Consider the following 23,318-nt stretch of genomic DNA (forward strand, 5'->3'; position numbering starts at 1 on the left):
CGAATGCGGTTTCTGTCGGTGACGCGAGGCAGTATGTGCTGGTGAGCTCGCTAGACCACTTCAGCCAGGTGACCAGGCAATGGTTCACCGGAGCATTCCAGGATCCCACCGCCGCGCAGGAGGGGGCGTGGGAGTCGATCGCGCGCGGCGACAACACCCTGGTCGTCGCGCCCACCGGGTCGGGCAAGACGCTGGCGGCGTTCCTGTGGTCGCTCGACCGGCTCGCCGCGACGCCGGTCGACGAGCGGGCCCAGGAGCGGACCAGGGAGCGGGCCCACAAGCGGGCCAGGGAGCGGGCCCAGGAGCAGGCCGGGCGCAAGGGCACGCGCGTGCTCTACGTGTCGCCGCTCAAGGCGCTGGCCGTCGACGTCGAGCGCAACCTGCGCGCGCCGCTGGCGGGCATCAAGCAGACGGCGCGGCGGCTGGGGCTGCCGGTGCCGGAGATCTCGGTGGCGATCCGCTCGGGCGACACCCCGGCGGAAGACCGCAGGCGGTTCGCCGCCAGGCCGTCCGACATCCTGATCACGACGCCCGAGTCGCTGTTCCTGTTGCTCACCAGCCAGGCTCGCGAGGCGTTGCGCGAGGTCGAGACGGTGATCGTGGACGAGGTGCACGCGGTCGCGGCCACCAAGCGGGGCGCGCATCTGGCGCTCAGCCTGGAGCGGCTCGACGCCCTGCTCGAGCGGCCCGCGCAGCGCATCGGGTTGTCGGCGACCGTGCGCCCGGTGAGCGAGGTGGCGACGTTCCTGGGCGGGGTTCGCCCGGCCACCGTGGTGCAGCCGCCGTCGGACAAGCAGATCGAGGTCGAGGTCGTCGTCCCGGTCGAGGACATGACGGAGATGGAGGGCGGCAAGCCGCAGGAGGGCGAGGAGTTCGCGCCCGAGCCGGGCGGCAGGTCGATCTGGCCGCATGTCGAAGACCGGCTCTTCGACCTGATCGGGGCGCACAGCTCGACGATCGTCTTCGCCAACTCGCGGCGGCTGGCCGAGCGGCTGTGCACCCGGCTCAACGAGCTTGCATATGAGCGCGAGCACGGCACGGAGGCCGTCGATCTGTCCATCTGGGAGACGGGTCCGCCCGATCAGCCGCCCGCCGAGGCCAGGCCCGCCCAGCGCACGCCCGCCGAGATGATGGCGCAGGCCGGATCCGCCAAGGGCGTCGTGACGGAGATCGTACGCGCTCACCACGGCTCGGTCTCCAAGGAGGAGCGGGCGCAGATCGAGGAGGCGCTCAAGTCGGGCCGGTTGCCCGCAGTGGTCGCCACCTCCAGCTTGGAGCTGGGCATCGACATGGGCGCGGTCGACCTGGTCGCGTGCGTGGAGGCGCCGCCGAGCGTGGCCAGCGGGCTGCAGCGCATCGGCCGGGCGGGCCACCAGGTGGGGGCGGTGTCCAAAGGGGTGATCTTCCCGAAATACCGCGGCGATCTGGTGCAGACGGCGGTGGTGGCCGAGCGGATGAAGAGCGGCGAGATCGAGGAGCTGCGCTATCCGCGCAATCCGCTCGACGTGCTGGCCCAGCAGATCGTCGCCATGACGGCGCTCGACGAGTGGACGGTCGACGAGCTGGAGTCCGTGGTCAGGCGGGCCGCCCCCTATGCCACGCTGCCGCGCGGCGCGCTGGAGGCCACGCTCGACATGCTGGCCGGCCGCTATCCGAGCGAGGAGTTCGCCGAGCTGCGCCCCCGCATCGTGTGGGATCGCGTCACCGGCACCCTGCAGGGGCGTCCAGGGGCGCAGCGGCTCGCGGTCACCAACGGCGGCACCATCCCCGACCGCGGCCTGTTCGGGGTGTTCCTGGTGGGCGAGCGCTCCTCCAGAGTGGGCGAGCTCGACGAGGAGATGGTCTACGAGTCGCGGGTGGGCGACGTGTTCGTGCTGGGCGCGACGTCCTGGCGGATCGAGGACATCACAGCCGACCGGGTGCTCGTCTCGCCGGCGCCGGGGCAGCCGGGCAAGCTGCCGTTCTGGCACGGCGACGCGCCGGGCCGTCCGGCCGAGCTGGGCCGGGCGATCGGGCGGTTCCTGCGCGAGCAGGCCCAGCGGGGCTCGACCGACCGGATGCGGGCGGCGGGGCTCGACGCCTACGCCTCGGGCAACCTGCTGGCCTACCTCAACGAGCAGCGCGAGGCCACCGGCTACGTCCCCGACGACCGCACACTGCTGGTGGAGCGCTTCCACGACGAGCTGGGCGACTGGCGGGTGGTGATCCACTCCCCCTACGGCGCGCGGGTGCACGCGCCATGGGCGCTGGCCATCAACCGGCGGCTGCGCGAGCGTTACGGCGTCGACGTGCAGGCCGTGCACTCCGACGACGGCATCGTGCTGCGCATCCCCGACACGCTGGCCGAGCCTCCCACCGACGTGGCGGCGTTCGACGCCGAGGAGATCGAGCAGATCGTCACCGAGGAGCTGGGCGGGTCGGCCATGTTCGCCTCCCGGTTCAGGGAGTGCGCGGGGCGGGCGCTGCTGCTGCCGCGCCGCACGCCGGGCAGGCGCAGCCCGCTGTGGCAGCAGCGCCAGCGGGCCGCCCACCTGCTGGGCGTGGCCTCCCGATACGCCTCGTTCCCGATCGTGCTGGAGACGATGCGCGAGTGCCTGCAGGACGTCTTCGACGTGCCCGGCCTCGTCCAGCTCATGCGCGACATCGCGGCGCGCAGGGTGCGGCTGGTGGAGGTGGAGACCTCGCAGGCCTCCCCGTTCGCGGCGTCGTTGTTGTTCCACTACGTGGGCGCGTTCATGTACGAAGGCGACGCGCCGCTGGCCGAGCGGCGGGCGCAGGCCCTGGCCCTCGACACCACGCTGCTGTCCGAGCTGCTCGGGCAGGCCGACCTGCGCGAGCTGCTCGACCCCGACGTGATCTCCGACAGCGAGCGCGAGCTGGCCCGGCTCGACCGGCCGCTGCGCGACGCGGAAGACCTCGCCGACCTGCTGCGCTCGCACGGCCCGCTGCTGGCGCCCGACGTGAGCGTGCGCGGCGGCGACCCGGCCTGGCTGCGGGAGCTGGAGCGCGCGCGGCGGGCGATCAGAGTACGCGTCGCGGGCGAAGAGCAGTGGGCGGCCATCGAGGACGCGGCGCGGTTGCGTGACGCGCTCGGCGTGCCCCTGCCGGTGGGGGTGCCGCACGTGTTTCTTGAGCCGGTCGCCGACCCGCTGGCCGACCTGGTGGCGCGCCACGCCCGCACGCGCGGGCCCTTCCACTCCGGCACGGCCGCGGCGAGGTTCGGGCTGGGCGTCGCCGTGGTGACGGACGCGCTGCGGCGGCTGGCGGTGACCGGGCGGGTCGTCAGCGGCGAGTTCCGGCCCGGCGGGCGGGGCGAGGAGTGGTGCGACGCCGGGGTGCTGCGGATGTTGCGCCGCCGGTCGCTGGCACGGCTCCGCAAGGAGGTCGAACCGGTCGCGCCGGAGACGCTGGCCGTGTTTCTCCCGGCCTGGCACGGCATCACCGGCTCGGGGCCGGCCTCGGCCGGGCGGGCCGGGGCAGCCAGGGCGATGGACTCCCTGGTCCGCTCCATCGAGCAGCTTCAGGGGGCGGCCGTGCCCGCGTCCGCGCTGGAGACGCTGGTGCTGCCCGCGCGGGTGCCCGGCTACCATCCGGCGCTGCTCGACGAGCTGACGTCGTCCGGCGAGGTGATGTGGGCGGGGCAGGGCTCGCTGCCCGGCGGTGACGGCTGGGTGTCCCTCTATTTCGCCGACACCGCGCCGCTGCTGCTGCCCGAACCCGCCGAGATCACCATGACGCCCGTCCATGAGAGCGTGCTGGAACTGCTGGGCGGGGGTGGCGCGCTGTTCTTCCGCGGGATCTCCGACCAGCTCGGCTCGCTCGACGACACGACGCTCGTCGCCGCGCTGTGGGACCTGGCGTGGGCGGGGCGGGTGTCGGGTGACACGCTCGCGCCGCTGCGGGCCACCCTCGGCACCGGACGGCCCGCGCACCGGCCCGCCACCACGCGGCGGCGCCGGGCGGTGCTGCCGAGCAGGAGCGGGCCGCCCACGGTGGCCGGGCGGTGGTGGTTGCTGCCCGGTCCCGCTCCTGACGCGACGCAGCGGGCCAACGCCCAGGCCGAAGTGCTGCTCGAACGGCACGGGGTGGTGACGCGCGGGGCGGTGACCTCGGAGCGCTTGCCCGGTGGGTTCACGCCGGTCTATCAGGTGTTGCGGGCGTACGAAGAGAGCGGGCGCTGCCGGCGGGGCTACTTCGTCGAAGGGCTCGGCGGCGCCCAGTTCGCGCTGCCCGGGGCGGTCGACCGGGTGCGCGCCATGGCGCCGGGCATCGCCCCGGGCGCGTCCGGCGGCTCCGGGCGGCGGGCCGTGGTGCTCGCCGCCGCCGACCCGGCCAGCCCGTACGGCGCCGCGCTCCCCTGGCCGCAACATCCCGGCGACGTCGGGCACAAGCCGGGCAGGAAGGCCGGGTCCCTGGTGGTCCTGGTCGACGGCCATCTGGTGCTCTACGTCGAGCGGGGTGGCAAGACCCTGCTGTCGTTCGCCGACGACACGCGCCTGCAACCGGCCGTCGACGCCCTGGCACTGGCCGTACGCGACGGCGCGCTGGGCAAGCTGACCGTGGAGCGGGCCGACGGGGCCTCCATCGTCGACTCACCGCTGGCGGCCGCGCTGGAGGCGGCCGGGTTCCACCCGACACCCCGCGGCCTGCGCCTGCGCGCCTGACCGTGCCCCGGCGCTCTCCGGGCACAGCGGCGGTCAGCGCCATTACCGGCCCTGGTGGTGGTCAGGGGGCGGGGTTTTCAAGCAGGGCCCATTCATGCGCTGGGTGTCTCACCGGGACCGCCTGGTCGAGGAGAAGCCGGCCGCCGACGCCTTCCTGACCACCGCCAAGAAAGGGCTCGACGAGCGGGTCCGCCGGGCGGACGACGTCCGCCCGGCGGGTGTGACGCTCAACCGCACCGTCCGGGGCCTGGTCGACGACCTGCAGAAGTGCCTGGCGCGTGGCGGGTCGGTCAAGGTCCTGCTGATCGATCCGCGCGGCACGGTGCCGGAGGAGGCGGACTGGAGTCCACGCGGGGAAGCCTGACCCCGCAAAGGAGCTGTATACGATAAGTCGTCAAATGAGTGGTATGACGCTGGGCGCGGCCCATCAGACATTACGCGACGAGGTCACCGCGGAGTTGCGGCGCCGCATACTCTCCGGCGAGCTCGCCCAGGGCGAACGGCTGGTCGAGGACCGGCTGGCCGCCGCGCTCGGCGTCTCCCGCAATCCGGTACGCGAGTCCATCCGGGTGCTGGCCGCCGAGGGCTTCATCGAGGTCGTCCCCCGGCTCGGCGCCACGGTCGCCCGCCTGTCCGCCGAAGAGGGCGAGGAGCTCTTCGACGTGCGCATGGCGATCGAGGGGCTCGCGGCCCGGCTGGCGGCGCGCAAGCGCGACCCGGCCGCCGCCGAGCGACTGCGGCAGGTGCTCGAGCAGTCCAGGGAGGCGGTGGAAGCCGGGCGCCTGGAGCAGGTGGCCGACCTCAACACCGCCTTCCACCTGGCCGTGGGCGAGGCCGCGGGCAACTCCTACCTGAGTTTGATGATGAAGCCGATGCTCCAGCGGGCGCAGTGGGTCTTCAGCCAGACCGCCGCCGCGCGGGGCCCGCACTCCTGGTCGGAACACGTGAGCCTGTACGAGGCCATCGCCGCGGGCGACGAGGACGAGGCGCAGGCCAGGGCGGTCGCGCACGTGGCCGCGGCCAGGAGATCGTTCCTGGTGGCCGTGGGCCGTACAACGAAACACCCGAACGATTGGAAAACGGTCAGATAACAACACAGCGTTATGAAACACTTATGAAATGTCAGGTCTTGTATACAGTCTCCTAAAAGGTTCTACGGAGGCCCCATGAGACCGTCCCCCAGGCTCGTCGCGGCGCTCGCCGTTCTCCCCGTGGCCCTGGCGGCATGCGGCGGAGGCGGATCCACCGGCACGCCCGCCGCACCTCCATCCATCGCCGACGCCACCACCGACAACCGGCCGGTCAAGGCGGGCGGCACGCTCAACATCGCGCTCAACGCCGACCCCGACGCACTCGACCCGAGCTCCGCGACCACGCTGGTGGGCCGCGAGGTCTTCGCCAACATGTGCGAGAAGCTCTACGACATCGACGCGGCCTCGGCCCTGGTGCCGCAACTGGCCGCCGCGCTGCCGGAGGTCTCCGACGACGGCAAGGAGGTGACGATCAAGCTGCGCGAGGGCGTGAAGTTCAACGACGGGACACCGTTCGACGCCGAGGCCGTCAAGAAGTCGCTCGACCGGCACCGCACCTGGAAGAAGTCGGCGCGCCAGGCCGACCTCGCCCCGGTCGACAAGGTCACCGTGGTCGACCCCGCCACGGTCAGGCTCACGCTCTCGCAGGCGTTCACCCCGCTGACCGCGCAGCTCGCCGACCGCGCCGGAATGATCATGTCTCCCAAGGCGCTGGACGAGGCGGGCGACAACTTCGGCGCGAGCCCCGTGTGCGTGGGACCGTTCAAGTTCGCCGGCCGCACCTCCGGCAGCCAGATCGTGCTGGAGAAGGCGCCCGACTACTACGACGCGGCCAAGGTCAAGCTCGACAAGCTCGTCTACAAGATCATCATCGACCCCAACGTACGGGCCGCCAACCTGAAGTCCGGCGACGTTCAGGTGGCCGACCAGCTCGCCACCACCACGGTCAAGGGTGTGCAGGCCGACCCCAACCTGAAGGTCGTGGCGGGCGGCGGCCTCGGCTACTACGGCGTCACGATCAACGTCGGCAACGCCGACGGGGCCACGGAGAAGGCCGGCGAGGTGGACACGCCGCTGGGCAGGAGCCCGCAGTTGCGTGAGGCGTTCGAGCTGTCCCTCGACCGCGAGCTGATCAACAAGACCGTCTACAACGGCCTGTACGAGGCCGACTGCTCCCCCCTGCCGCTGGACAGCCCCTACCGGGCGCAGGACCTGCAGTGCTCGAAGCGCGACCTGGCCAAGGCCAAGCAGCTCGTCCAGGCCTCCGGCGTGCCGACGCCGGTCCCCGTCAGCCTCAACACGCCCAACGACGCCACCAACATCCGCCTGGCGCAGGTCATCCAGCAGATGGCCAAGGAGGCGGGCTTCAACGTGAGCGTGAAGACGGGCGAGTTCGTCAGCAACCTGGAGCAGGGCAAGGCCGGCGACTTCGACGCCATGCTGGTCGGCTGGTCGGGCCGGGTGGACCCGGACGGCAACCTCACCGGCATGGTCACCAGCCGCGGCGCCAACAACTACAGCGGCATGTCCGACCCGGGCATCGACGACCCGGTCAAGGACGCGGCCGCCGAGTCGGACACCGCCAAGCGGGCGGAACTCTACAGCAGCGCGACGAAGAAGATCGCCGAGCTGCGCGGGATCGTGTACCTCTACCACAACAAGTACTACCTGGGCATGAACAAGAACGTCGCCGGAGTCCAGTACTTCAAGGACGGCCTGCCGCGCTTCGTCACCGCCGGGTTCACCTCCTGATGCTCTGGTTCATCCTCCGGCGCTGCGGATCCGCGGTGATCGTCATGTTCCTGGGCAGTGTCCTGATCTTCCTGGGGATCAGGGCGCTGCCCGGCGACCCGGCCACCGTCATGGCAGGACAGGAGGCCTCGCCCGAGGTGGTCGAGGCCATCCGGCAGGAGTTCGGCCTGGACAAGCCGCTGCCCGCACAGTACGTCGACTACATCGGCCAGACCCTGACCGGCAACCTCGGCCGTTCCACGCAGGACCAGCTCCCGGTGATCGACATCATCGCCGAGCGGCTGCCGGTGACGCTGGAGTTGTCCGCCCTGGCCATGCTGGTCGCGATCGTCATCGGCGTGGGCGCGGGCATCGTCGCCGCGGTGCGCCGCGGCAAGGTCGCCGACTACGTCGCCACCGGCTTCGGCCTGGCCGGGTTGTCGGTGCCGCACTTCTGGCTGGGCCTGCTCGCCATCCTCCTGTTCGCGGTCACCTGGCGGGTGCTGCCCGCCTCCGGATACGTGCCCTTCACCCAGGACCCGGCCCAGAACCTGCAGCGCATGATATTGCCCGCCCTCGTGCTCGGCACCGGCTTCGCGGCCATCCTGATGCGGCAGACCCGCTCGGCCATGCTGGGCGCGCTGTCGGCCGACTACGTCAGGACCGCGCGGTCCAAGGGCCTGTCGGAGGCCAAGGTCGTGGGCGCGCACGCGCTGCGCAACAGCCTGACGACCGTCGTCACCGTGCTCGGCCTCCAGCTCGGCGCCCTGATCAGCGGCGCTGTGGTGACCGAGCAGATCTTCGTGATCCCCGGGTTCGGCAAGCTGACCGTGGACGCGGTGCTGACCAGGAACTACCCGGTCATCCAGGCCGTCGTGCTGATCACCGTGATCGGCTACGTCGTCGTCAACCTGCTGGTCGACATCGCCTACGCCTTCCTCAACCCGCGCATCAGGCTGTCGGGAGGCTCCCATGACTGAGCAGGCCGTCGCGGCGGGCCGGGCCGCCCGCAGGCGCAGGTTGTGGCGGCGGTTCCGGCGGCGGCCGATGCCGATGGCCGGACTGGTGCTGGTGGTGGGCTTCGTCCTGCTGGCCCTGGCGGGACCGCTGGTGACCGGCGACCCGGCCGCGCAGGACTACCTGGCCACGCTGGCGCCTCCGTCGCCCGCACACTTGATGGGCACCGACGACCTGGGCAGGGACGCGTTCGCCAGGATCGCGCACGGCGCGCAGGTGTCGCTCCAGGCCGGCGTGTTGTCGACGCTGCTCGCGATGGCGGTGGGCATCCCGATCGGGCTGGTCGCCGGGTTCTACCGGCGCTGGCTCGACCCGATCGTGATGCGGCTGGTGGACGTGACGCTGGCCTTCCCCTTCCTGGTGTTCGCGGTGGGCCTGGCAGCGATCATCGGGCCGTCGCTGAAGGGCGTGGTGCTGGCGCTGGGCTTTTCCCAGCTGCCCGCCGTCATCCGCATCACCCGGGGCGAGGTGCTGGCGGTCAGGGAGATGGACTACGTGGCGGCGGCCGTCGCCGACGGCGCCGGCGACGGGCACATCATCTTCAGGTACGTGCTGCCCAACTGCGCCAGCCCGCTCATCGTGCAGGCCACGGTGGCGATCCCGGCGGCCATCATCGGCGAGTCCACGCTGTCGTTCCTCGGGCTGGGCGTGCAACCGCCGACGGCCTCGTGGGGGGTGATGCTGACGACCGCGCAGCAGTACCTGAGCGACGCGCCGTGGCTGGCCGTCTGGCCCGGCCTGATGATCGCGCTGGCCACGCTCGGCTTCAACCTGCTCGGTGACGGGCTGCGCGACGTACTGGACCCGAGGAGCGGCCGATGAGCCTGCTGGAGATCACCGACCTGTCCGTCGGGTTCGACACCGAGGACGGCCTGGTGCAGGCGGTCAGGGACATCTCGCTCACCCTGGACGAGGGCGAGATCCTGGCACTGTGCGGCGAGTCCGGCTGCGGCAAGTCGGTCACCGCGATGTCGGTGCCCCGGCTCCTGCCGCCCGACACGACCCGGCTGTCCGGCTCGGTGCGGCTGGACGGCCGCGAGCTCACCACGCTGCCCGAGCCGGACCTGCGGCACGTACGCGGCAAGGAGGTCTCGGTCGTCTTCCAGGAGCCGATGACCTCGCTCAACCCGTCGTTCAGCGTCGGCTACCAGATCACCGAGGTGCTGCGCAGGCACGAGGGCCTGTCCCGGCGGGTGGCCGGCGACCGCGCGGTCGAGCTGCTGGAGCTCGTCGGCATCCCGGCGGCGGCGCGCAGGATGAAGGAATATCCGCACCAGCTGTCCGGAGGCATGCGGCAGCGCGTGATGATCGCGATCGCGGTGGCCTGCTCGCCCCGGGTCCTGATCGCCGACGAGCCCACCACCGCGCTCGACGTGACGATCCAGGCGGGCGTGCTGGACGTCTTCCGCGACCTACGCGACCGGCTCGGCACGGCGATCATCCTCATCACGCACGACCTGGGGGTGGTGGCCGACATCGCCGACCGGGCCGTGGTCATGTACGCGGGCCGCGCCGTGGAGCAGGCCACGGTGACCGAGTTGTTCGCGAACCCGCGCCACCCGTACACGCTGGGGTTGATGAAGGCCCTGCCCACCGCCGCGGTCGGCGGGCGGCTGGCCGAGATCCCCGGCATGGTGCCCTCGCCGCTGTCCGACCCCGACGAGTGCGCCTTCCACGACCGCTGCCCGCGCGTCCAGACCGACTGCCGCCTCTCGCGGCCCTCGCTCGTACGCCGCGCGGAAGGCCATCTGGCGGCCTGCTTTCACCCGGGAGGCACGGAGTGATCCTGCGCATCGACGACCTGGTCAAGCACTACGGCCAGGTGCGCGCCGTGGACGGCCTGTCGCTGGAGATCGGCCAGGGCGAGGTGCTCGGCCTGGTCGGCGAGTCCGGCAGCGGCAAGTCCACGGTGGGCAAGTGCGTGCTGCGCCTGACCGACCCGACGGCGGGCACGATCGAGCTGGCCGGCCGCGACATCACCCGCCTGTCGCGCCGGGCCATGCGCCCGCTGCGCCGGGACATGCACATGGTCTTCCAGGACCCTTTCTCCTCGCTCAACCCCCGCTTCACGATCGAGCAGATCGTCGGCGAGCCGCTGCTGCGGCACAAGGTGGCCGACCGCCGGGGCGCTTCCGAGCGGGTGTCGGCCATGCTGGAGAAGGTCGGGCTGCGGCAGGAGATGCGCTCGCGGTTCCCGCACGAGTTGTCCGGCGGGCAGCGCCAGCGGGTGGGGCTGGCCAGGGCGCTGATCCTGGAGCCGAAGCTGGTCGTGGCGGACGAGCCGGTGTCGGCGCTCGACGTGTCCGTGCAGGCGTCCGTGCTCAACCTGATCACCGACCTGCAGCGGGACATGGGCTTCTCCTGCCTGTTCATCACGCATGACCTGTCGGTCGTGGAGTTCCTGGCCGACCGGATCGCCGTCATGTACCTGGGCAAGATCGTGGAGTCGGGACCGAAGGCCGAGATCTTCGCCGCGCCGCGGCACCCGTACACGCAGGCGCTGCTGTCGGCGGCCCCGGTGGCCGATCCGGTGCGGCAGCGGGAGCGGCGCAGGATCGTGCTCGGCGGCGACGTGCCGAGCCCGGTCGATCCGCCCTCCGGCTGCCGGTTCCACACGCGGTGCCCGCTGGCGTACGACGCCTGCCGCACCGACGAGCCCCCCTTGACCGACGCGCGGGGCAACGGGCATCCGGCCGCGTGTCACCTCATCACGGCGGACCGCATCCCCGACGCGGCCGCTCATCGCTAGAAGGAGAATGGTTTGTTCACCACCAGGCCCGAGCTCTCAGGCGACTTCGGCATGGTCGCCAGCACGCACTGGCTGGCGTCAGCCGCCGGCATGGGCGTGCTGGAACGCGGCGGCAACGCCTTCGACGCGGCCGTCGCCGCCGGGTTCGTGCTGCAGGTCGCCGAGCCCCATCTGAACGGTCCGGGTGGTGAGGTGCCGATCCTGCTGTGGAGCGAGGCCGACCAGAAGGTGTCGGTGGTGTGCGGCCAGGGCGTGGCGCCCGCCGCGGCCACGATCGAGCACTACACGGGGCTCGGCCTGGACGTGGTGCCCGGCACGGGGCTGCTGGCGGCGACCGTGCCGGGGGCGTTCGGCGGCTGGATGCTCATGCTGGAGCGCTGGGGCACCTGGTCGCTGGCCGACGTGCTGGCCCCCGCGATCCACTACGCCGAGCACGGCGTGCCGGTGCTGGAGCGGATCTCCGCCACGATCGAGTCGGTCGCGGGGCTGTTCACGGAAGACTGGCCGACGTCGGCGGCGACGTGGCTGCCCGGCGGCGCCGCGCCCGCGCCGGGGTCGAAGCTGGCCAACCCGGTGCTGGCCGCCACCTACCGGCGGCTGGTGGCGGAGGCCGAGTCGGCGTCGAGCACCCGCGAGGGGCAGCTCGCCGCCGCCAGGAAGGCCTGGTACGAAGGCTTCGTCGCCGAGGCGATCGCCGAGTTCAGCGCCAAGACGGCCTGGCGCGACAGCTCCGGCGAGGTGCACGGCGGGCTGCTGACCGGCGACGACCTGGCCGGCTGGGCGGCCTCCGTCGAGGATCCTGTGACCTTCGACTACCGCGGGCACACCGTGTGCAAGACGGGGCCGTGGGGGCAGGGCCCGGTGTTCCTGCAGCAGCTCGCGCTGCTGTCCGGGTTCGACCTGGACGCGATGGGATATCTCAGCGCCGACTACGTGCACACGGTGACGGAGGTCGCCAAGCTCGCCTTCGCCGACCGCGAGGCCTGGTACGGCGACGCCGACGTGCCCATGTCCGATCTGCTGGGCGAGGCGTACAACGCGGAGCGGCGCGCCCTCGTCGGCCCCGAGGCCAGCATGGAGCTGCGGCCGGGCGCGCCCGGCGGCCGGACGCCCAGGTTGCCCGTCCTTCCCGCGCCCGGCACCTCCAGCAGCGCCCCCGGCGTCTCCGGCGCGCGCGCCCCGCAGGGCGTCGGCGAGCCCACGGTCGCCAAGAGCGCGGGCGGCGTGGAGGTGACCTCCGCTGACGGCACGGTCAGGGGCGACACCTGCCACGTCGACGTGGTCGACCGGCACGGCAACATGGTCTCGGCCACGCCCAGCGGCGGCTGGCTGCAGAGCTCGCCCACCATTCCCGCGCTGGGCTTCTGCCTGGGCACGCGGGCGCAGATGTTCTGGCTGCAGGAGAGCCTGCCGGCCTCGTTGCGGCCCGGTGCGCGGCCGCGCACCACGCTGTCGCCCTCGTTCGCGCTCAGGGACGGCCGGCCATGGCTGGCGTTCGGCACCCCGGGCGGCGACCAGCAGGACCAGTGGAGCCCGAACTTCTTCCTCTCCGTCGTGCACGGCGGGCTGAACCTGCAGGAGGCCATCGACGCCCCCATGTTCCACTCCGAGCACTTCCCCAGCTCGTTCTTCCCGCGCGGCTCACGCCCCGGCGTCCTGCACGTCGAGGACCGCCTCGACCCTGGCGTCGTCGCGGAGCTGCGGCGGCGCGGGCACGTGGTGGAGAAGCAGGGTCCGTGGGCGCTGGGCCGGCTCAGCGCGGTCGCCCGTGACGGCGCCTTCCTCAAGGCCGCCGCGAACCCGCGGGGCGCGCAGGGCTACGCCGTCGGCCGGTGACGCCGGTCGAGGTGCCGCGCGGAGGGTCGGTTGTCGGGTGATCATCTGACACCGGCGGGGCGCGCGCCCTCGTAGAGTGGCGCCTTCGCCCGTGCTTCCGACTCGAGGAGTGAGCAACCCAGGTGTGCGCTTTTGCCAAGCCGGTGTCCGCGGCCATGTCGGTGTTCGCCGCCGTCAGCCTCTGGCCCGTGAACGCTCACGCGTCGGCCGCTGTCCTCCGGATCGGTTACGAGAACGGCACGAAAACCTCGGGGCAGCCGGCGCTGGGGTTCAACGAGTGCTGCAGGCACTCGATCCAGGTCGACGACCTGCCGCGGACCGGCAAGTACGCGATTCGCAGCATTCTGAAGTACGGCGACGCGGCGGTCGCCGGGGGCACCCGGGCCGAGAGCCATTCGATGAAGGTCAAGAACAGCCACTTCAGGTCCGGCCAGACCGTCTACTACGGGTTCAGCATCTACCTGGCGAGCAGCTGGCAGAGCGACTCCAGAGAGGACATCCTCTTCCAGTGGAAGCCCTGGCGCGACAGGTGCGAGGCCGACAAGGCTCCCAGCGCCTTCCTCACCGTGCAGCCCTCAGGGAAATGGCGGCTCAGGGTCAACTCCGACGGCAACGCCTGCTCGACCGCGGACTCCGTGAAGAAGGTGAGCTTCGACCTCGCCGAGGTGCGGCCGGGGCAGTGGCACGACTTCGTCTTCAAGTTCACGTGGAGCCACGGCAGTCAGGGCGCCGTCGACGGCTGGTACCAGACCCACAAGAGCCCCGGCTGGCGCAAGGTCGTGACCGCCACCGGCCCCAACACCTTCAACGACGACGCCACGACCCAGGGCTACCTGAAGTGGGGCATCTACAAGCCGGCCTGGAACAGCGGGCCGACCGACGTCACCAGCCGCACGGTCTTCCACGACAACATCGCCGTGGGCAGGTCCTTCGCCGAGGTCAATCCGGCGAAGGGTTAGCGCCCCGGTGACCACGATCCTGATCTAGGCGACCGTCGCCTCGATCAGGTCGTCCACCACCTCGGCCAGGTCGTTGCCCCGGGAGTGCACCCGGCGCTGCCGCATGGCTCCCGAGCCCTGGCGCAGCAGCCGGTCCAGGCCCTCCTGGACGAACGTCAGGTCGCCCGCCTCGGCCAGTGCCGGGCGTACGTGCTCCAGAAGGCGGCCGGCCATCACCGGGGCGGGCACGAGCGTGCCGTGCCGCACGTCCATGCTGTCGCCCAGCAGCCCGTCGCGGGCGGCCCTCCAGTAGGCGGCGCGCAGCACCTCGGCGGGGACCGGCAGCCCTCGGTCGCCGCGCCCGACGGCGTCCAGGGAGGTCACGACCAGGGCGCGGATGAGCCCGATCAGGGTGAGGCTGTCGGCCACGTCGAGCGGCACGTCGGCCACCCTGATCTCCACGGTCGGCAATCGCGGCGACGGGCGGGCGTCCCAGTAGACGGTCCTGGCGTCGAGCAGCGCGCCCGACTCCGCCAGCGAGCGCAGCGCGAGCTCGTAGTCGCGGTACGCCGGGAAGTAGGGCGGCGCGCCGGAGACCGGCCAGCGCCCCCAGCTGATCACCCGCCAGGACGCGTACCCGGTGTCGCGCCCGACGAAGAACGGCGAGTTGGCGGCGAGCGCGATCAGCGTGGGCAACCACGGCCGCAGGTGGTTGCCGACATAGACGGCGTGCTCCTCGTCGGGGACGTCCACGTGTACGTGCAGGGCGCAGATGCTGATCTCGTCCTGCAGCGCGCGGTAGAGCACCCTGCCCTGGTGGTAACGGTCGTCGTCGGTGAGCGGCGGCTGCATGACGTTCCCCAGGACGGGGATGCCGCTCGCGACGACGGCCAGCCCGCACGTGCGGGCCGCGTCCGCCACTCCCTTGCGCACGGTGCGCAGTTGCGAGCCCAGCTCGCTCAGGTCGGCGGACGGCGGCGTGCGTGCCTCCACCTGGAATCGGGTGATTTCTTGCACCACGTCCAGCACATCCGTGGCCGCGGCCAGGACTTCGGCCGCTCGGGGAGCCACGTGGCGGGTGCGGGGATCGACGACGAGGTATTCCTCTTCGATCCCGATCAACGGAACCATGCCCACACCTCGTTGGGGAGTCCAGAAGCCTCCGTACGAAGTTGTGCCCGTACCGTGCCCTGGGGGAAACCCGTCCGACAGGTGCTTGTCAGATGGGTCCGTAGAGGGCGTAAGGGGCGCGTGTGGCCATGGCCCAGTAGCGGTCGCCGTAGGACCAGTGCCACCACTCCGTGGGGTAGTTGACCAGCCCGACGGGCTCCAGCGCGGCGGCGAGGAGCTTGCGGTGGGCGCGGGCGTCGTCGGAGATGGTGGGGGCGGCGGTGTAGCAGGCGCCGTCGCTCTGCTCGGGGTTGTCGTTGACCTGGGTGCCCATGTCATATTCGGTGCCGTTGGGGGCGCACAGGGTCAGGTCGACGGCGGCGCCGGCGGTGTGGGGGGCGACGTCGACGGGTGAGACGTAGCGACTCGCCGCAACATAAGACTCGTCGGGCGACATGTCAGGGAACGCCGCCTCCAGCTCCGCCCGGTACCCGTCGAAGATCCGCCGCTGCGTCGCGATGGGCCGGTAGCCCTCGACGATCAGCAGGTGATAGCCGTCGGGCAGCAGGGCTTCCGCCTTCTCCAGGCGGTCGAGCAGGCCGGATCGCAGGTGGGCGTACGCGCCGTCGGCGTCGGCCATGCGCGTGTCCACGCGCAGCCGCCCGCGTACGTCGGTCAGTGGTTCGCCGCACTCCCGCACCGGGACGGAGGCGACACGGGGGTCCGAGATGAGCACGACATCGTTCGGGGACTGCCACATGGGCAGAAATTCTCACACAGTGTCGGAGAAAACCTGTTCCCGGGCCTGTTCCAGAGCCGCCACCAGGGCGCCGCGCAACACCGGGTTGCCGGCGACCCCGCTCGTGACCACGGTGGGCCGGCTCGGGCACACGCGCGCCACCGCCTCCTGCACCTTGGCGGCCAGCCGCGCGCCGCCCGCCCTGCCGACGTCGCCGCTCAGCACGATCAGCCCGGGGTCGAGCACGACGGTCACGGCCGCCGCGCCCACGGCCAGCCGCCGCGCCACCTCGTCCAGATAGCCCTCGTCGCCGCCGCGCACGAGGTCGGGCACCGTGTTGCCGGTCAGCCCGCGCCGCTCGGCCAGGCCACGCAGGGCGTCGTGGCCCACCAGGCGCTGGAACGAGCCCGACTGCGGCTGGGAGACGTCGGCGGGCAGCGGCTCGCCCGGCACCGGCAGCCAGCCGATCTCGCCCGCTCCCCCGGTGAAGCCGCGGTGCAGCCGGCCGCCCAGCATGACGCCGAGCCCCTGGCCGACGCCCGCCCAGATCACCACGAAGTCGTCGTGCCCGGCGGCCGCTCCGTGCTTGTGCTCGGCGAGGGCGACCAGGTTGACGTCGTTCTCGATCGTCACCGAGGCGCCGAGCGTCTCGCGCAGGCTGGCCAGCACGCCGACGTGCCAGGCCGGCAGGTCGTACGACCAGCGCACGTCCCCGCTGACCGGGTCGACCACGCCTCTGGTGCCGATGACGAAGGAGCGCAACCGTGACAGGTCGATGTTCGCCGCGTCGCAGGCCCGCCGCACGGCCGCGTGCACCGCCTCGACCGGATCGCGGCCGTCCGAGGGGTTGAGCGTGATCTCGACCACGGTCCTGCCTGTGATGTCCGCCACACCGACACGGAGGCTGTCGGGCAGGACCTCGAGCCCGGCGACGTAGGCGCAGGAGGGCACCACGGCGTAAAGGGCGGCGTGCGGCCCTCTGCCGCCGGCCCGCTCCCCCGTGACCTCGACGAGCCCCCGCTCTTCGAGCCTGACGAGGAGCTGACCTGCGGTGACCTTGGACAGGCCGGTCCGCTCGCCGAGCTCGGCGCGGGTGAGGGGGCCGTCTCCGATGAGCAGTTCGAGTGCCGCCCGGTCGTTCAGCCGGCGCAACAACCGAGGGGTTCCCGGGTCTCGGCTCATCGACGTGGCCCCTCTCGTCACGATCGGCTAACGGCCGTTTTATAAAGGAAAGTTTCTTGTTAGTTTATCAGCATCGTTCGGCATTGACGATCAGCCTGGTGCGGACCGTAGGCCGGCACCCGGGAAGGGAGAACCCTGTGAGGATCGCGAAGATCACAGCCACTACGGTCACCACGGCCGCCCTGGCCCTGGGCCTGGCAGCCTGCGGGTCCGGCGAGACGCCTGAGTCCTCACCGAGCGCGGCCGCCGCGAGCGGGCCCAAGTACGCCGGCAAGACCCTGACCTTCTGGCGCCTGGGCGACACCAACCCCGACGCCCAGAAGTACACCGACGAGCTGGTCGCCGAGTTCGAGAAGCAGACCGGCGCCAAGGTGAAGGTCGAGTGGATTCCATGGGCCCAGGTCAACGACAAGTTCACGGCCGCGGCGGCGGGCGGCGCCGGGCCCGACGTCACCGAGATCGGCAACGACCAGGTCCCGCTCTGGCAGAGCCAGGAGGCGCTGGAGCCGGTCACGGACATCGTGGCCTCGGGCGACCAGGCCCAGATCCCGAAGAACCTGATGGGCCTCGAGACCATCGACGGCGAGACGTACGCCGTGCCGTGGGGCGGTGGCACCCGGGCGGTGCTCTACCGCGCCGACTGGTTCAAGGAGCTCAAGATCGAGGTGCCCAAGACCTGGGACGACCTCGTCGCCGCGGCCAAGAAGATCCAGGCCGAGAAGGGCTCCGACGTCGACGGGTTCGCCTTCAACGGCGGCTCCGACGCCAACCACCTGCTCGGCGCCCTCGCCTGGACCGCCGGCGGCGAGTACGCCGTCAAGGAGGGCGACAAGTGGGTCGGCAAGCTGACCGAGCCCGGCTTCAAGACCGGCTTCGCGCAGTACACCGGCCTGGTCACCGACGGCCTGTCCAGCAAGTCGCGCCTCAACCAGAACACCAGCGAGATCCGCACCCGCTTCGCCAACCACAAGGTCGGCATGTACCTCACCGCCGCGTGGGACCTCGCCGGAATCGAGGAGGACAGCAAGGGCAAGCTCAAGGGCGACAAGCTCGCCTTCTTCCCCCTCCCGTCCCAGTCGGGCGGCGAGGCGCAGGCCTTCCTCGGCGGCAACGACATCGCCGTCTGGGGCACCTCGGAGGAGAAGGACGCGGCCAAGGAGTTCGTGAAGCTGGCCTCCGGCAAGGAATGGGGCGTCAAGTACGCCACCGACGGCGGCCTGCTCCCCGTCTATCCCGAGGCCCTCGCCAAGCTGGCCGAAGACCCGGTGCAGGCGCCGTTCGCCGCCGCCTTCGCCAAGGCCAAGGCCTTCCCCGCCGACCCGCAGTGGACCGAGGCCAACGAGACCAAGGCGGTGCTGCAGAACGCCGCCCGCAAGGTCATCGAGGGCAAGGCGTCCGCCGACGAGGCGCTGGCCGCGGCCAACAAGGAAGTCGAAGACATCCTCAACGCCTCCTGAGCCTATGACGAACACGTCCACGCTTTCCCGGGGCGGAGGCCGCTCCTCCGACCCGGGGCCGCGCCGCCCGAGCCCGCCGCGCAAGGCCAGCGGGCTGCCCACGTGGTCCATCCCCTACGTCCTGCTCGTCCCCGGCCTGCTGGTCATCGGCGCGCTGCTGCTCTACCCGCTGATCCAGATGGCGATCATCGCCTTCCAGAAGGTGGGCCTGGTCCAGATCTCCGGCAAGAAGCCGGCCACCTGGGTCGGGCTCGACAACTTCACCAGCTTCGTCGACAACGACATCTTCTGGTCCTCGCTCCGCAACACGGTGGTGTTCGCCGTGATCGCGGTGCCGCTCACCCTCGTCCTCGGCACCGCCGTCGGCGTGCTGCTGCACCGGCTCGGCAAGAAGATGTCGCTGTTCGTCATCATCGGCATCATGTTCGCCTGGGCGGTGCCGCCGGTGGCGCAGGGCGTGATCTGGCGCTGGTTGTTCGACGCCGAGGCCGGCATCATCAACTGGGCGCTCAACCTGCTGCCCGACTGGCTCTCCACCGCCCTGTTCGGCCGGGCCGACTGGACCGGCGAGCCGTGGCTCAACGACGCCTGGTCCATCTACATGGTGCTGGTCATCTGCGTCGTCTGGGCAGGCTTCCCGTTCGTCGCCGTCTCGGTGCTGGCCGGGCTCAAGGGGGTCCCCGCCGAGCTCTACGAGGCCGCCAAGGTCGACGGCGCCGCACCGTGGCGGACGTTCTGGAGGATCACGTTCCCGCTGCTGAAGCCGGTGTTCGCGGTGCTGACCGTGCTCTCGATCATCTGGGACTTCAAGGTCTTCTCCCAGCTCTACGTGCTGGCCGGCACGAACAACCGGGAGGCCTACAACCTGTCGATGTACGCGGTGACCGAGGCGTTCAAGGCCCCGCCGAAGATGGGCTCGGGCGCGGCCATCGCCCTCGTGCTGACCGTGATCCTGCTCATCGTCACGGCGGCCTACATCCGGCAGATGTTCAAGCAGGAGGACACGTGATGACCCCGCTGGCCCGCAGACGCCTGGGCAAGGTCACGCTCAACACGCTGGGCGTGCTGGTCTTCGTGGTGGCCACCTTCCCCGTCTACTGGATGGTCTCCACCGCCTTCAAGGCCAACGACCAGATCTTCACCACCGACTTCATCCCGTTCCCGACGCACTTCACCTTCGAGCACGTGCAGCGCGTGCTCTCCGAGGGCGTGGCCGGGCACTCCATCTGGCTCTACATGCGCAACAGCGCCATCGTCGCGCTCGGCACGATCCTGATCGGAGCCGTCTTCGCGCTGCTGTCGGCCACAGCGGTCGCCCGCTTCAGGTTCAAGGGCCGCACGCCGTTCCTCGCGCTGCTGCTCGTCGTGCAGATGATCCCCGCCGAGGCGCTGGTCATCCCGCTGTTCCTGAGCGTCAAGCGGCTGGGCCTCTACGACCAGCTGCTCGGCCTGATCGTCACGCAGGTGGCGCTGACCCTGCCGTTCGGGATCTGGATGCTCCGCACGTTCGTCGCCGCGGTGCCCAAGTCGCTGGAGGAGGCGGCCTGGATCGACGGGGCCGGCCGGTTCACCACCTTCTGGAAGGTGCTTTTCCCGCTGGTGGCCCCCGGGCTCGTCGCGACCAGCATCTTCTCGTTCATCACCGCCTGGAACGAGCTCATCATGTCGCTGTACCTGATCAGCGACCCGACCAAATACACCATGCCCGTCGCCCTCCAGTACTTCTTCGGACAGAAGGGCACCGACTGGGGCGCCATCATGGCCACCTCCACGATGATGACCATCCCCGTCGTCGTCTTCTTCCTCGTCGTCCAGCGCCGCATGGTCTCCGGCCTGGTCGCCGGGGCCGTGAAGGGCTGACGTCCGCTTCCGTACGGCACGCCCGTGCCGCACTCCACCCTGCCGGAAAACGGCCGGCCTGCTCCCCACGGATGAATCCGGGAGATCCCAGCCTGGACCTTTCCGCTTCGCGGGACGTTTCGCCCCGACCACGGCCGTCGATCCACGCACCGCTGCACGGCGGTTCGTTTCCGCCCCAAGGCATGAGCCCGAGGGCTCCAACGAAAGGAAGGTCCGATGAGCCAGAGTGATCGGGGGCTGCGCCGCCTCGCGGCCGGCACGCTGCTCGCCGCTTTCCAGGGCACCACGGCACCCGAATGGGTGCTGCGCGAGCTCGAGCACGGTCTCGGCGGTGTCACACTCTTCGGCTTCAACGTGGCCGAGCCCGGCCAGGTACGTGACCTGACCACCGCGCTGCGCGCCGCCGGCGAGCCCGTCATCTCGCTCGACGAGGAGGGCGGGGACGTGACGCGGCTGGCGTACCACGTCGGCAGCCCGTACCCGGGGAACGCGGCGCTCGGCGCGGTGGACGACGTCGAGCTGACCCGCCGCGTGCACCAGGCGATCGCCGCCGAACTGGCCGCCTGCGGCGTGAACCTGAACATGGCGCCGAGCGCGGACGTCAACACCGAGGCGGACAACCCGGTGATCGGCACCAGGTCGTTCGGCACGGACGCGGAGCTGGTCGCCAGGCACACGGTGGCGGCCGTACGGGGTCTGCAGGCGGGCGGCGTGGCCGCCTGCGTCAAGCACTTCCCCGGCCACGGCGCCACCCGGGTGGACTCCCACCTCGCGGTACCGGTCGTGGACGTCGGCCTGGACGTGCTGCGAGACCGGGAGCTGGCCCCGTTCCGCGCGGCGATCGGCGCCGGGGCCAAGTCGGTGATGACCGCGCACGTGGCGGTGCCGGCGGTGACGGGCGACGCCCCCGCCACGCTGTCCGGGCCCGCGCTGACCGGGCTCTTGAGGGGCGAGCTCGGCTACGACGGCGTGGTCGTCACCGACGCGCTCGACATGCACGCCATCACCAAGAGCGTGGGCCTGGCCGGGGGCGCGGTGCTGACGCTCGCGTCCGGCGCCGACCTGCTCTGCCTCGGCCCGCTGCCCACCTACGACGACATCCAGGCGATCATCGCGGCGATCGTCGCCGCCGTGCGCGAGGGCCGCCTGCCGCTGGAGCGGCTGGAACAGGCCGCGGAGCGGGTGGCGGCGCTGCGCGCCTGGTTCGGCGCGCCCCACGAGGCGGCGGCGGAGCAGAACGGCGTCGGCCTGCACGCCGCCCGCCGCGCCGTACGGCTGACCGGCGCCCCCGAACCTCTGGTGGAGCCCCTGGTGATCGAGGTGGACACGCCGCCGACGATCGCCGTGGGCGACGTGCCCTGGGGCGTGGGCCCGTATCTGCCCGACGCGGAGATCGTCAGGGTCGGGCCCGCGGCCGCGGACGTCCCCGTGCTGCTGGCCAAGGCCGCGAACCGGTCGCTGGTCGTCGTGGTCAAGGACGCGCACCGCCACCAGGCCAGCCAGGCCCTGGTCTCCGCGCTGCTGGCGGCCCGCCGCGACACCACGGTCATCGAGATGGGGCTGCCCGTGTGGCAGCCTGGCAGCGCCGCCTACATCGCGACGTACGGGGCCGCCAGGCCCAACGCCCAGGCGGCCGTCGAACTGCTCAGCGGAGGCTAGATCAGCCCGAGTGAGGCCGGCCCCGATCGGACCCAGGCCGGCCTTGGGAAGGGCCGGCCCCAGTCGGCCTTGGGGAAGGCCGGCCCCAGTCGGCTTCGGGTGGGTCGGGCCTAGGAAGTGAGCAGGGCCTCGCGGGCCTGGTCGAGCGCGGCCAGCACGGCGCCGCGCAGCACCGGGTTCTGGCCGGTCACCATGGTGGTGACGACCTGGGGGCGCACCGGGCAGATGCGGGCCACCGCCTCCTCCACCCGGGACGTGAGGGCGGCGCCGCCAGCGCGACCGACCACCCCGCCCAGCACCACCATGCCGGGGTCGAGGATCACGCACACCGCGGCCACGCCCAGGGCCAGCCGGTCGGCGATCTCGGAGAGCAGCGGCTCGCCCTCGGCGCCCGCCGCCACCGCGACCTGGACGCACTCGCCCGCGCTGCCGGCCGCGAAACCGTGGCCGCGAGCCAGTTCGGTCACCGCCTCGGCGCTGACCAGCGACTGCAGGCCGCCCGCCAGCGACGGCAGGCGCCCCGGCATGGTGCGGATGTCCTCGGGCAGCGGGACGCCCGGCACCGGCAGGTAGCCGATCTCGCCCGCGCTGCCGGCACGTCCCCGGTGCAGCTTGCCGCCGAGCATGACCGCGAGGCCGAGCCCGCGGCTCGCCCACAGCAGCACGAAGTCGTCGACCCCCTGCGCCGCGCCGTCGACGCGCTCGGCGATGGCGGCGAGGTTGACGTCGTTCTCGATGGTCACCTCGCGCCGCAGGTCATCGGCGAGGGCTTCGTGGATGCCCTCGTGCCAGCCCGGCAGGTCGAACGAGAAGCGCACGTCGCCGCTGCGCGGGTCGACCACGCCGGGGGTGCCGATCACGACGCCGCGCAGCCTGGCCAGGCTGACCTTGGCGCTGCGGCAGGCCTTGGCGATCGCGTCGTGCACCACGGAGACCGGGTCGTCGTCGCCCTGGGGATCGACGGTGACCTCGGCGATGGTGCGGCCGTGGATGTCGGCGACCGCGGCGGAGATCAGCTCGGGCCCGACCTCCAGGCCGGCGACGTACGCGCTGGAGGGGATCACGGAGTAGAGGGCGGCGTTGGGGCCGCGCCCGCCGGCCTGGGTGCCGACCACCTCGACCAGGCCACGCTCCTCCAGCCTGGCCAGCGTCTGCGAGGCCGTGACCTTGGACAGCCCGGTCAGGTCGCCGATCTGCCCGCGCGTCATGGGGCCGGTGGCCAGCAACAGCTCCAGCGCGGCCCGGTCGTTGATCTCCCTCAGCAGCCTGGGCACACCAGGGCGTCGCTCCACGCGGAATTCCCACCCGTCAATCGAAAAGGTTGTTAGAAGTTTAGCGCCGGGCG

The 23,318-nt window shown here is 71.6% G+C and carries 18 protein-coding genes; 14 read left to right on the forward strand and 4 right to left on the reverse strand.

Annotation, left to right across the window (positions count from 1 at the left end):
- Positions 1 to 41 precede the first annotated feature (41 nt).
- The 10 genes from ABGA98_RS22045 to ABGA98_RS22090 all read left to right on the forward strand — a co-directional run bounded on the left by ABGA98_RS22045 (position 42) and on the right by ABGA98_RS22090 (position 13,987).
- Positions 42 to 4,664, forward strand: coding sequence for an ATP-dependent helicase (locus ABGA98_RS22045; RefSeq protein ID WP_347620247.1), 4,623 nt, complete (start codon positions 42 to 44; stop codon positions 4,662 to 4,664).
- A gap of 94 nt (positions 4,665 to 4,758) precedes the next feature.
- Positions 4,759 to 5,028 carry a hypothetical protein gene (locus tag ABGA98_RS22050; protein ID WP_347620248.1) on the forward strand — a complete coding sequence of 90 codons (270 nt, stop codon included), beginning with the start codon at positions 4,759 to 4,761 and terminating at the stop codon, positions 5,026 to 5,028.
- A 34-nt stretch (positions 5,029 to 5,062) separates the two neighbouring features.
- Positions 5,063 to 5,755, forward strand: a complete 693-nt coding sequence (locus ABGA98_RS22055) for a GntR family transcriptional regulator (RefSeq protein WP_347620249.1) — start codon at positions 5,063 to 5,065, stop codon at positions 5,753 to 5,755.
- Between the two features lie 75 nt (positions 5,756 to 5,830).
- Positions 5,831 to 7,447 carry an ABC transporter substrate-binding protein gene (locus ABGA98_RS22060; RefSeq protein ID WP_347620250.1) on the forward strand — a complete coding sequence of 539 codons (1,617 nt, stop codon included), beginning with the start codon at positions 5,831 to 5,833 and terminating at the stop codon, positions 7,445 to 7,447.
- A complete protein-coding gene (locus tag ABGA98_RS22065; RefSeq protein WP_132596113.1) occupies positions 7,447 to 8,406 on the forward strand; it encodes an ABC transporter permease in 960 nt (319 codons plus the stop codon). Before ABGA98_RS22060 ends, ABGA98_RS22065 begins: the two co-directional genes overlap by 1 nt.
- Entirely contained in the window at positions 8,399 to 9,265 is an 867-nt protein-coding gene (locus ABGA98_RS22070; protein ID WP_347620251.1) for an ABC transporter permease, read from the forward strand. Before ABGA98_RS22065 ends, ABGA98_RS22070 begins: the two co-directional genes overlap by 8 nt.
- Entirely contained in the window at positions 9,262 to 10,227 is a 966-nt protein-coding gene (locus ABGA98_RS22075; protein ID WP_347620252.1) for an ABC transporter ATP-binding protein, read from the forward strand. The genes ABGA98_RS22070 and ABGA98_RS22075 overlap by 4 nt, the downstream gene beginning before the upstream one ends.
- Complete coding sequence (locus ABGA98_RS22080; protein WP_347620253.1) at positions 10,224 to 11,192, forward strand: oligopeptide/dipeptide ABC transporter ATP-binding protein; 969 nt, start codon at positions 10,224 to 10,226, stop codon at positions 11,190 to 11,192. Before ABGA98_RS22075 ends, ABGA98_RS22080 begins: the two co-directional genes overlap by 4 nt.
- A 51-nt stretch (positions 11,193 to 11,243) precedes the next feature.
- Complete coding sequence (locus tag ABGA98_RS22085; RefSeq protein ID WP_347620462.1) at positions 11,244 to 13,028, forward strand: gamma-glutamyltransferase family protein; 1,785 nt, start codon at positions 11,244 to 11,246, stop codon at positions 13,026 to 13,028.
- A 188-nt stretch (positions 13,029 to 13,216) separates the two neighbouring features.
- The gene (locus ABGA98_RS22090) at positions 13,217 to 13,987 is read left to right on the forward strand and encodes a polysaccharide lyase (RefSeq protein ID WP_347620254.1); all 771 of its coding nucleotides are present in this window, start codon (positions 13,217 to 13,219) and stop codon (positions 13,985 to 13,987) included.
- A 24-nt stretch (positions 13,988 to 14,011) separates the two neighbouring features.
- Here ABGA98_RS22090 and ABGA98_RS22095 read toward each other — a convergent pair whose 3' ends face one another.
- The 3 genes from ABGA98_RS22095 to ABGA98_RS22105 all read right to left on the reverse strand — a co-directional run bounded on the left by ABGA98_RS22095 (position 14,012) and on the right by ABGA98_RS22105 (position 16,997).
- The gene (locus ABGA98_RS22095) at positions 14,012 to 15,097 is read right to left on the reverse strand and encodes a glutamate--cysteine ligase (protein WP_347620255.1); all 1,086 of its coding nucleotides are present in this window, start codon (positions 15,095 to 15,097) and stop codon (positions 14,012 to 14,014) included.
- Positions 15,098 to 15,185: 88 nt separating this feature from the next.
- The gene (locus tag ABGA98_RS22100; protein ID WP_347620256.1) at positions 15,186 to 15,836 is read right to left on the reverse strand and encodes a M15 family metallopeptidase; all 651 of its coding nucleotides are present in this window, start codon (positions 15,834 to 15,836) and stop codon (positions 15,186 to 15,188) included.
- A gap of 12 nt (positions 15,837 to 15,848) precedes the next feature.
- The gene (locus ABGA98_RS22105; RefSeq protein WP_347620257.1) at positions 15,849 to 16,997 is read right to left on the reverse strand and encodes an ROK family transcriptional regulator; all 1,149 of its coding nucleotides are present in this window, start codon (positions 16,995 to 16,997) and stop codon (positions 15,849 to 15,851) included.
- A gap of 137 nt (positions 16,998 to 17,134) precedes the next feature.
- On the opposite strand from ABGA98_RS22105, the gene ABGA98_RS22110 reads away from it, so the two are divergent.
- The 4 genes from ABGA98_RS22110 (at position 17,135) to ABGA98_RS22125 (ending at position 21,973) form a co-directional block, all read left to right on the forward strand.
- Positions 17,135 to 18,454 (forward strand): extracellular solute-binding protein, encoded by a 1,320-nt coding sequence (locus tag ABGA98_RS22110; protein ID WP_347620258.1) that lies wholly within the window; start codon positions 17,135 to 17,137, stop codon positions 18,452 to 18,454.
- A 4-nt stretch (positions 18,455 to 18,458) separates the two neighbouring features.
- Positions 18,459 to 19,463: a sugar ABC transporter permease gene (locus ABGA98_RS22115; RefSeq protein WP_347620259.1), complete on the forward strand. Its 1,005-nt coding sequence runs from the start codon at positions 18,459 to 18,461 to the stop codon at positions 19,461 to 19,463.
- The gene (locus ABGA98_RS22120) at positions 19,463 to 20,314 is read left to right on the forward strand and encodes a carbohydrate ABC transporter permease (RefSeq protein ID WP_347620463.1); all 852 of its coding nucleotides are present in this window, start codon (positions 19,463 to 19,465) and stop codon (positions 20,312 to 20,314) included. The genes ABGA98_RS22115 and ABGA98_RS22120 overlap by 1 nt, the downstream gene beginning before the upstream one ends.
- 216 nt (positions 20,315 to 20,530) lie before the next feature.
- The gene (locus ABGA98_RS22125) at positions 20,531 to 21,973 is read left to right on the forward strand and encodes a glycoside hydrolase family 3 protein (RefSeq protein ID WP_347620260.1); all 1,443 of its coding nucleotides are present in this window, start codon (positions 20,531 to 20,533) and stop codon (positions 21,971 to 21,973) included.
- Positions 21,974 to 22,083: 110 nt separating this feature from the next.
- Here ABGA98_RS22125 and ABGA98_RS22130 read toward each other — a convergent pair whose 3' ends face one another.
- Positions 22,084 to 23,265, reverse strand: coding sequence for an ROK family transcriptional regulator (locus ABGA98_RS22130; protein WP_347620261.1), 1,182 nt, complete (start codon positions 23,263 to 23,265; stop codon positions 22,084 to 22,086).
- Positions 23,266 to 23,318: the final 53 nt, after the last annotated feature.

The organism is Nonomuraea sp. B1E8 (assembly GCF_039871515.1).
Lineage (GTDB): Bacteria > Actinomycetota > Actinomycetes > Streptosporangiales > Streptosporangiaceae > Nonomuraea.

Coding starts and splice junctions, on each gene's coding strand:
- ABGA98_RS22050 (WP_347620248.1), top strand. CDS start 4,759: ATGCGCTGGGTGTCTCACCGGGACCGCCTGGTCGAGGAGAAGCCGGCC.
- ABGA98_RS22055 (WP_347620249.1), top strand. CDS start 5,063: ATGAGTGGTATGACGCTGGGCGCGGCCCATCAGACATTACGCGACGAG.
- ABGA98_RS22060 (WP_347620250.1), top strand. CDS start 5,831: ATGAGACCGTCCCCCAGGCTCGTCGCGGCGCTCGCCGTTCTCCCCGTG.
- ABGA98_RS22065 (WP_132596113.1), top strand. CDS start 7,447: ATGCTCTGGTTCATCCTCCGGCGCTGCGGATCCGCGGTGATCGTCATG.
- ABGA98_RS22070 (WP_347620251.1), top strand. CDS start 8,399: ATGACTGAGCAGGCCGTCGCGGCGGGCCGGGCCGCCCGCAGGCGCAGG.
- ABGA98_RS22075 (WP_347620252.1), top strand. CDS start 9,262: ATGAGCCTGCTGGAGATCACCGACCTGTCCGTCGGGTTCGACACCGAG.
- ABGA98_RS22085 (WP_347620462.1), top strand. CDS start 11,244: ATGGTCGCCAGCACGCACTGGCTGGCGTCAGCCGCCGGCATGGGCGTG.
- ABGA98_RS22095 (WP_347620255.1), bottom strand. CDS start 15,097: ATGGTTCCGTTGATCGGGATCGAAGAGGAATACCTCGTCGTCGATCCC.
- ABGA98_RS22100 (WP_347620256.1), bottom strand. CDS start 15,836: ATGTGGCAGTCCCCGAACGATGTCGTGCTCATCTCGGACCCCCGTGTC.
- ABGA98_RS22105 (WP_347620257.1), bottom strand. CDS start 16,997: ATGAGCCGAGACCCGGGAACCCCTCGGTTGTTGCGCCGGCTGAACGAC.
- ABGA98_RS22115 (WP_347620259.1), top strand. CDS start 18,459: ATGACGAACACGTCCACGCTTTCCCGGGGCGGAGGCCGCTCCTCCGAC.
- ABGA98_RS22120 (WP_347620463.1), top strand. CDS start 19,463: ATGACCCCGCTGGCCCGCAGACGCCTGGGCAAGGTCACGCTCAACACG.
- ABGA98_RS22125 (WP_347620260.1), top strand. CDS start 20,531: ATGAGCCAGAGTGATCGGGGGCTGCGCCGCCTCGCGGCCGGCACGCTG.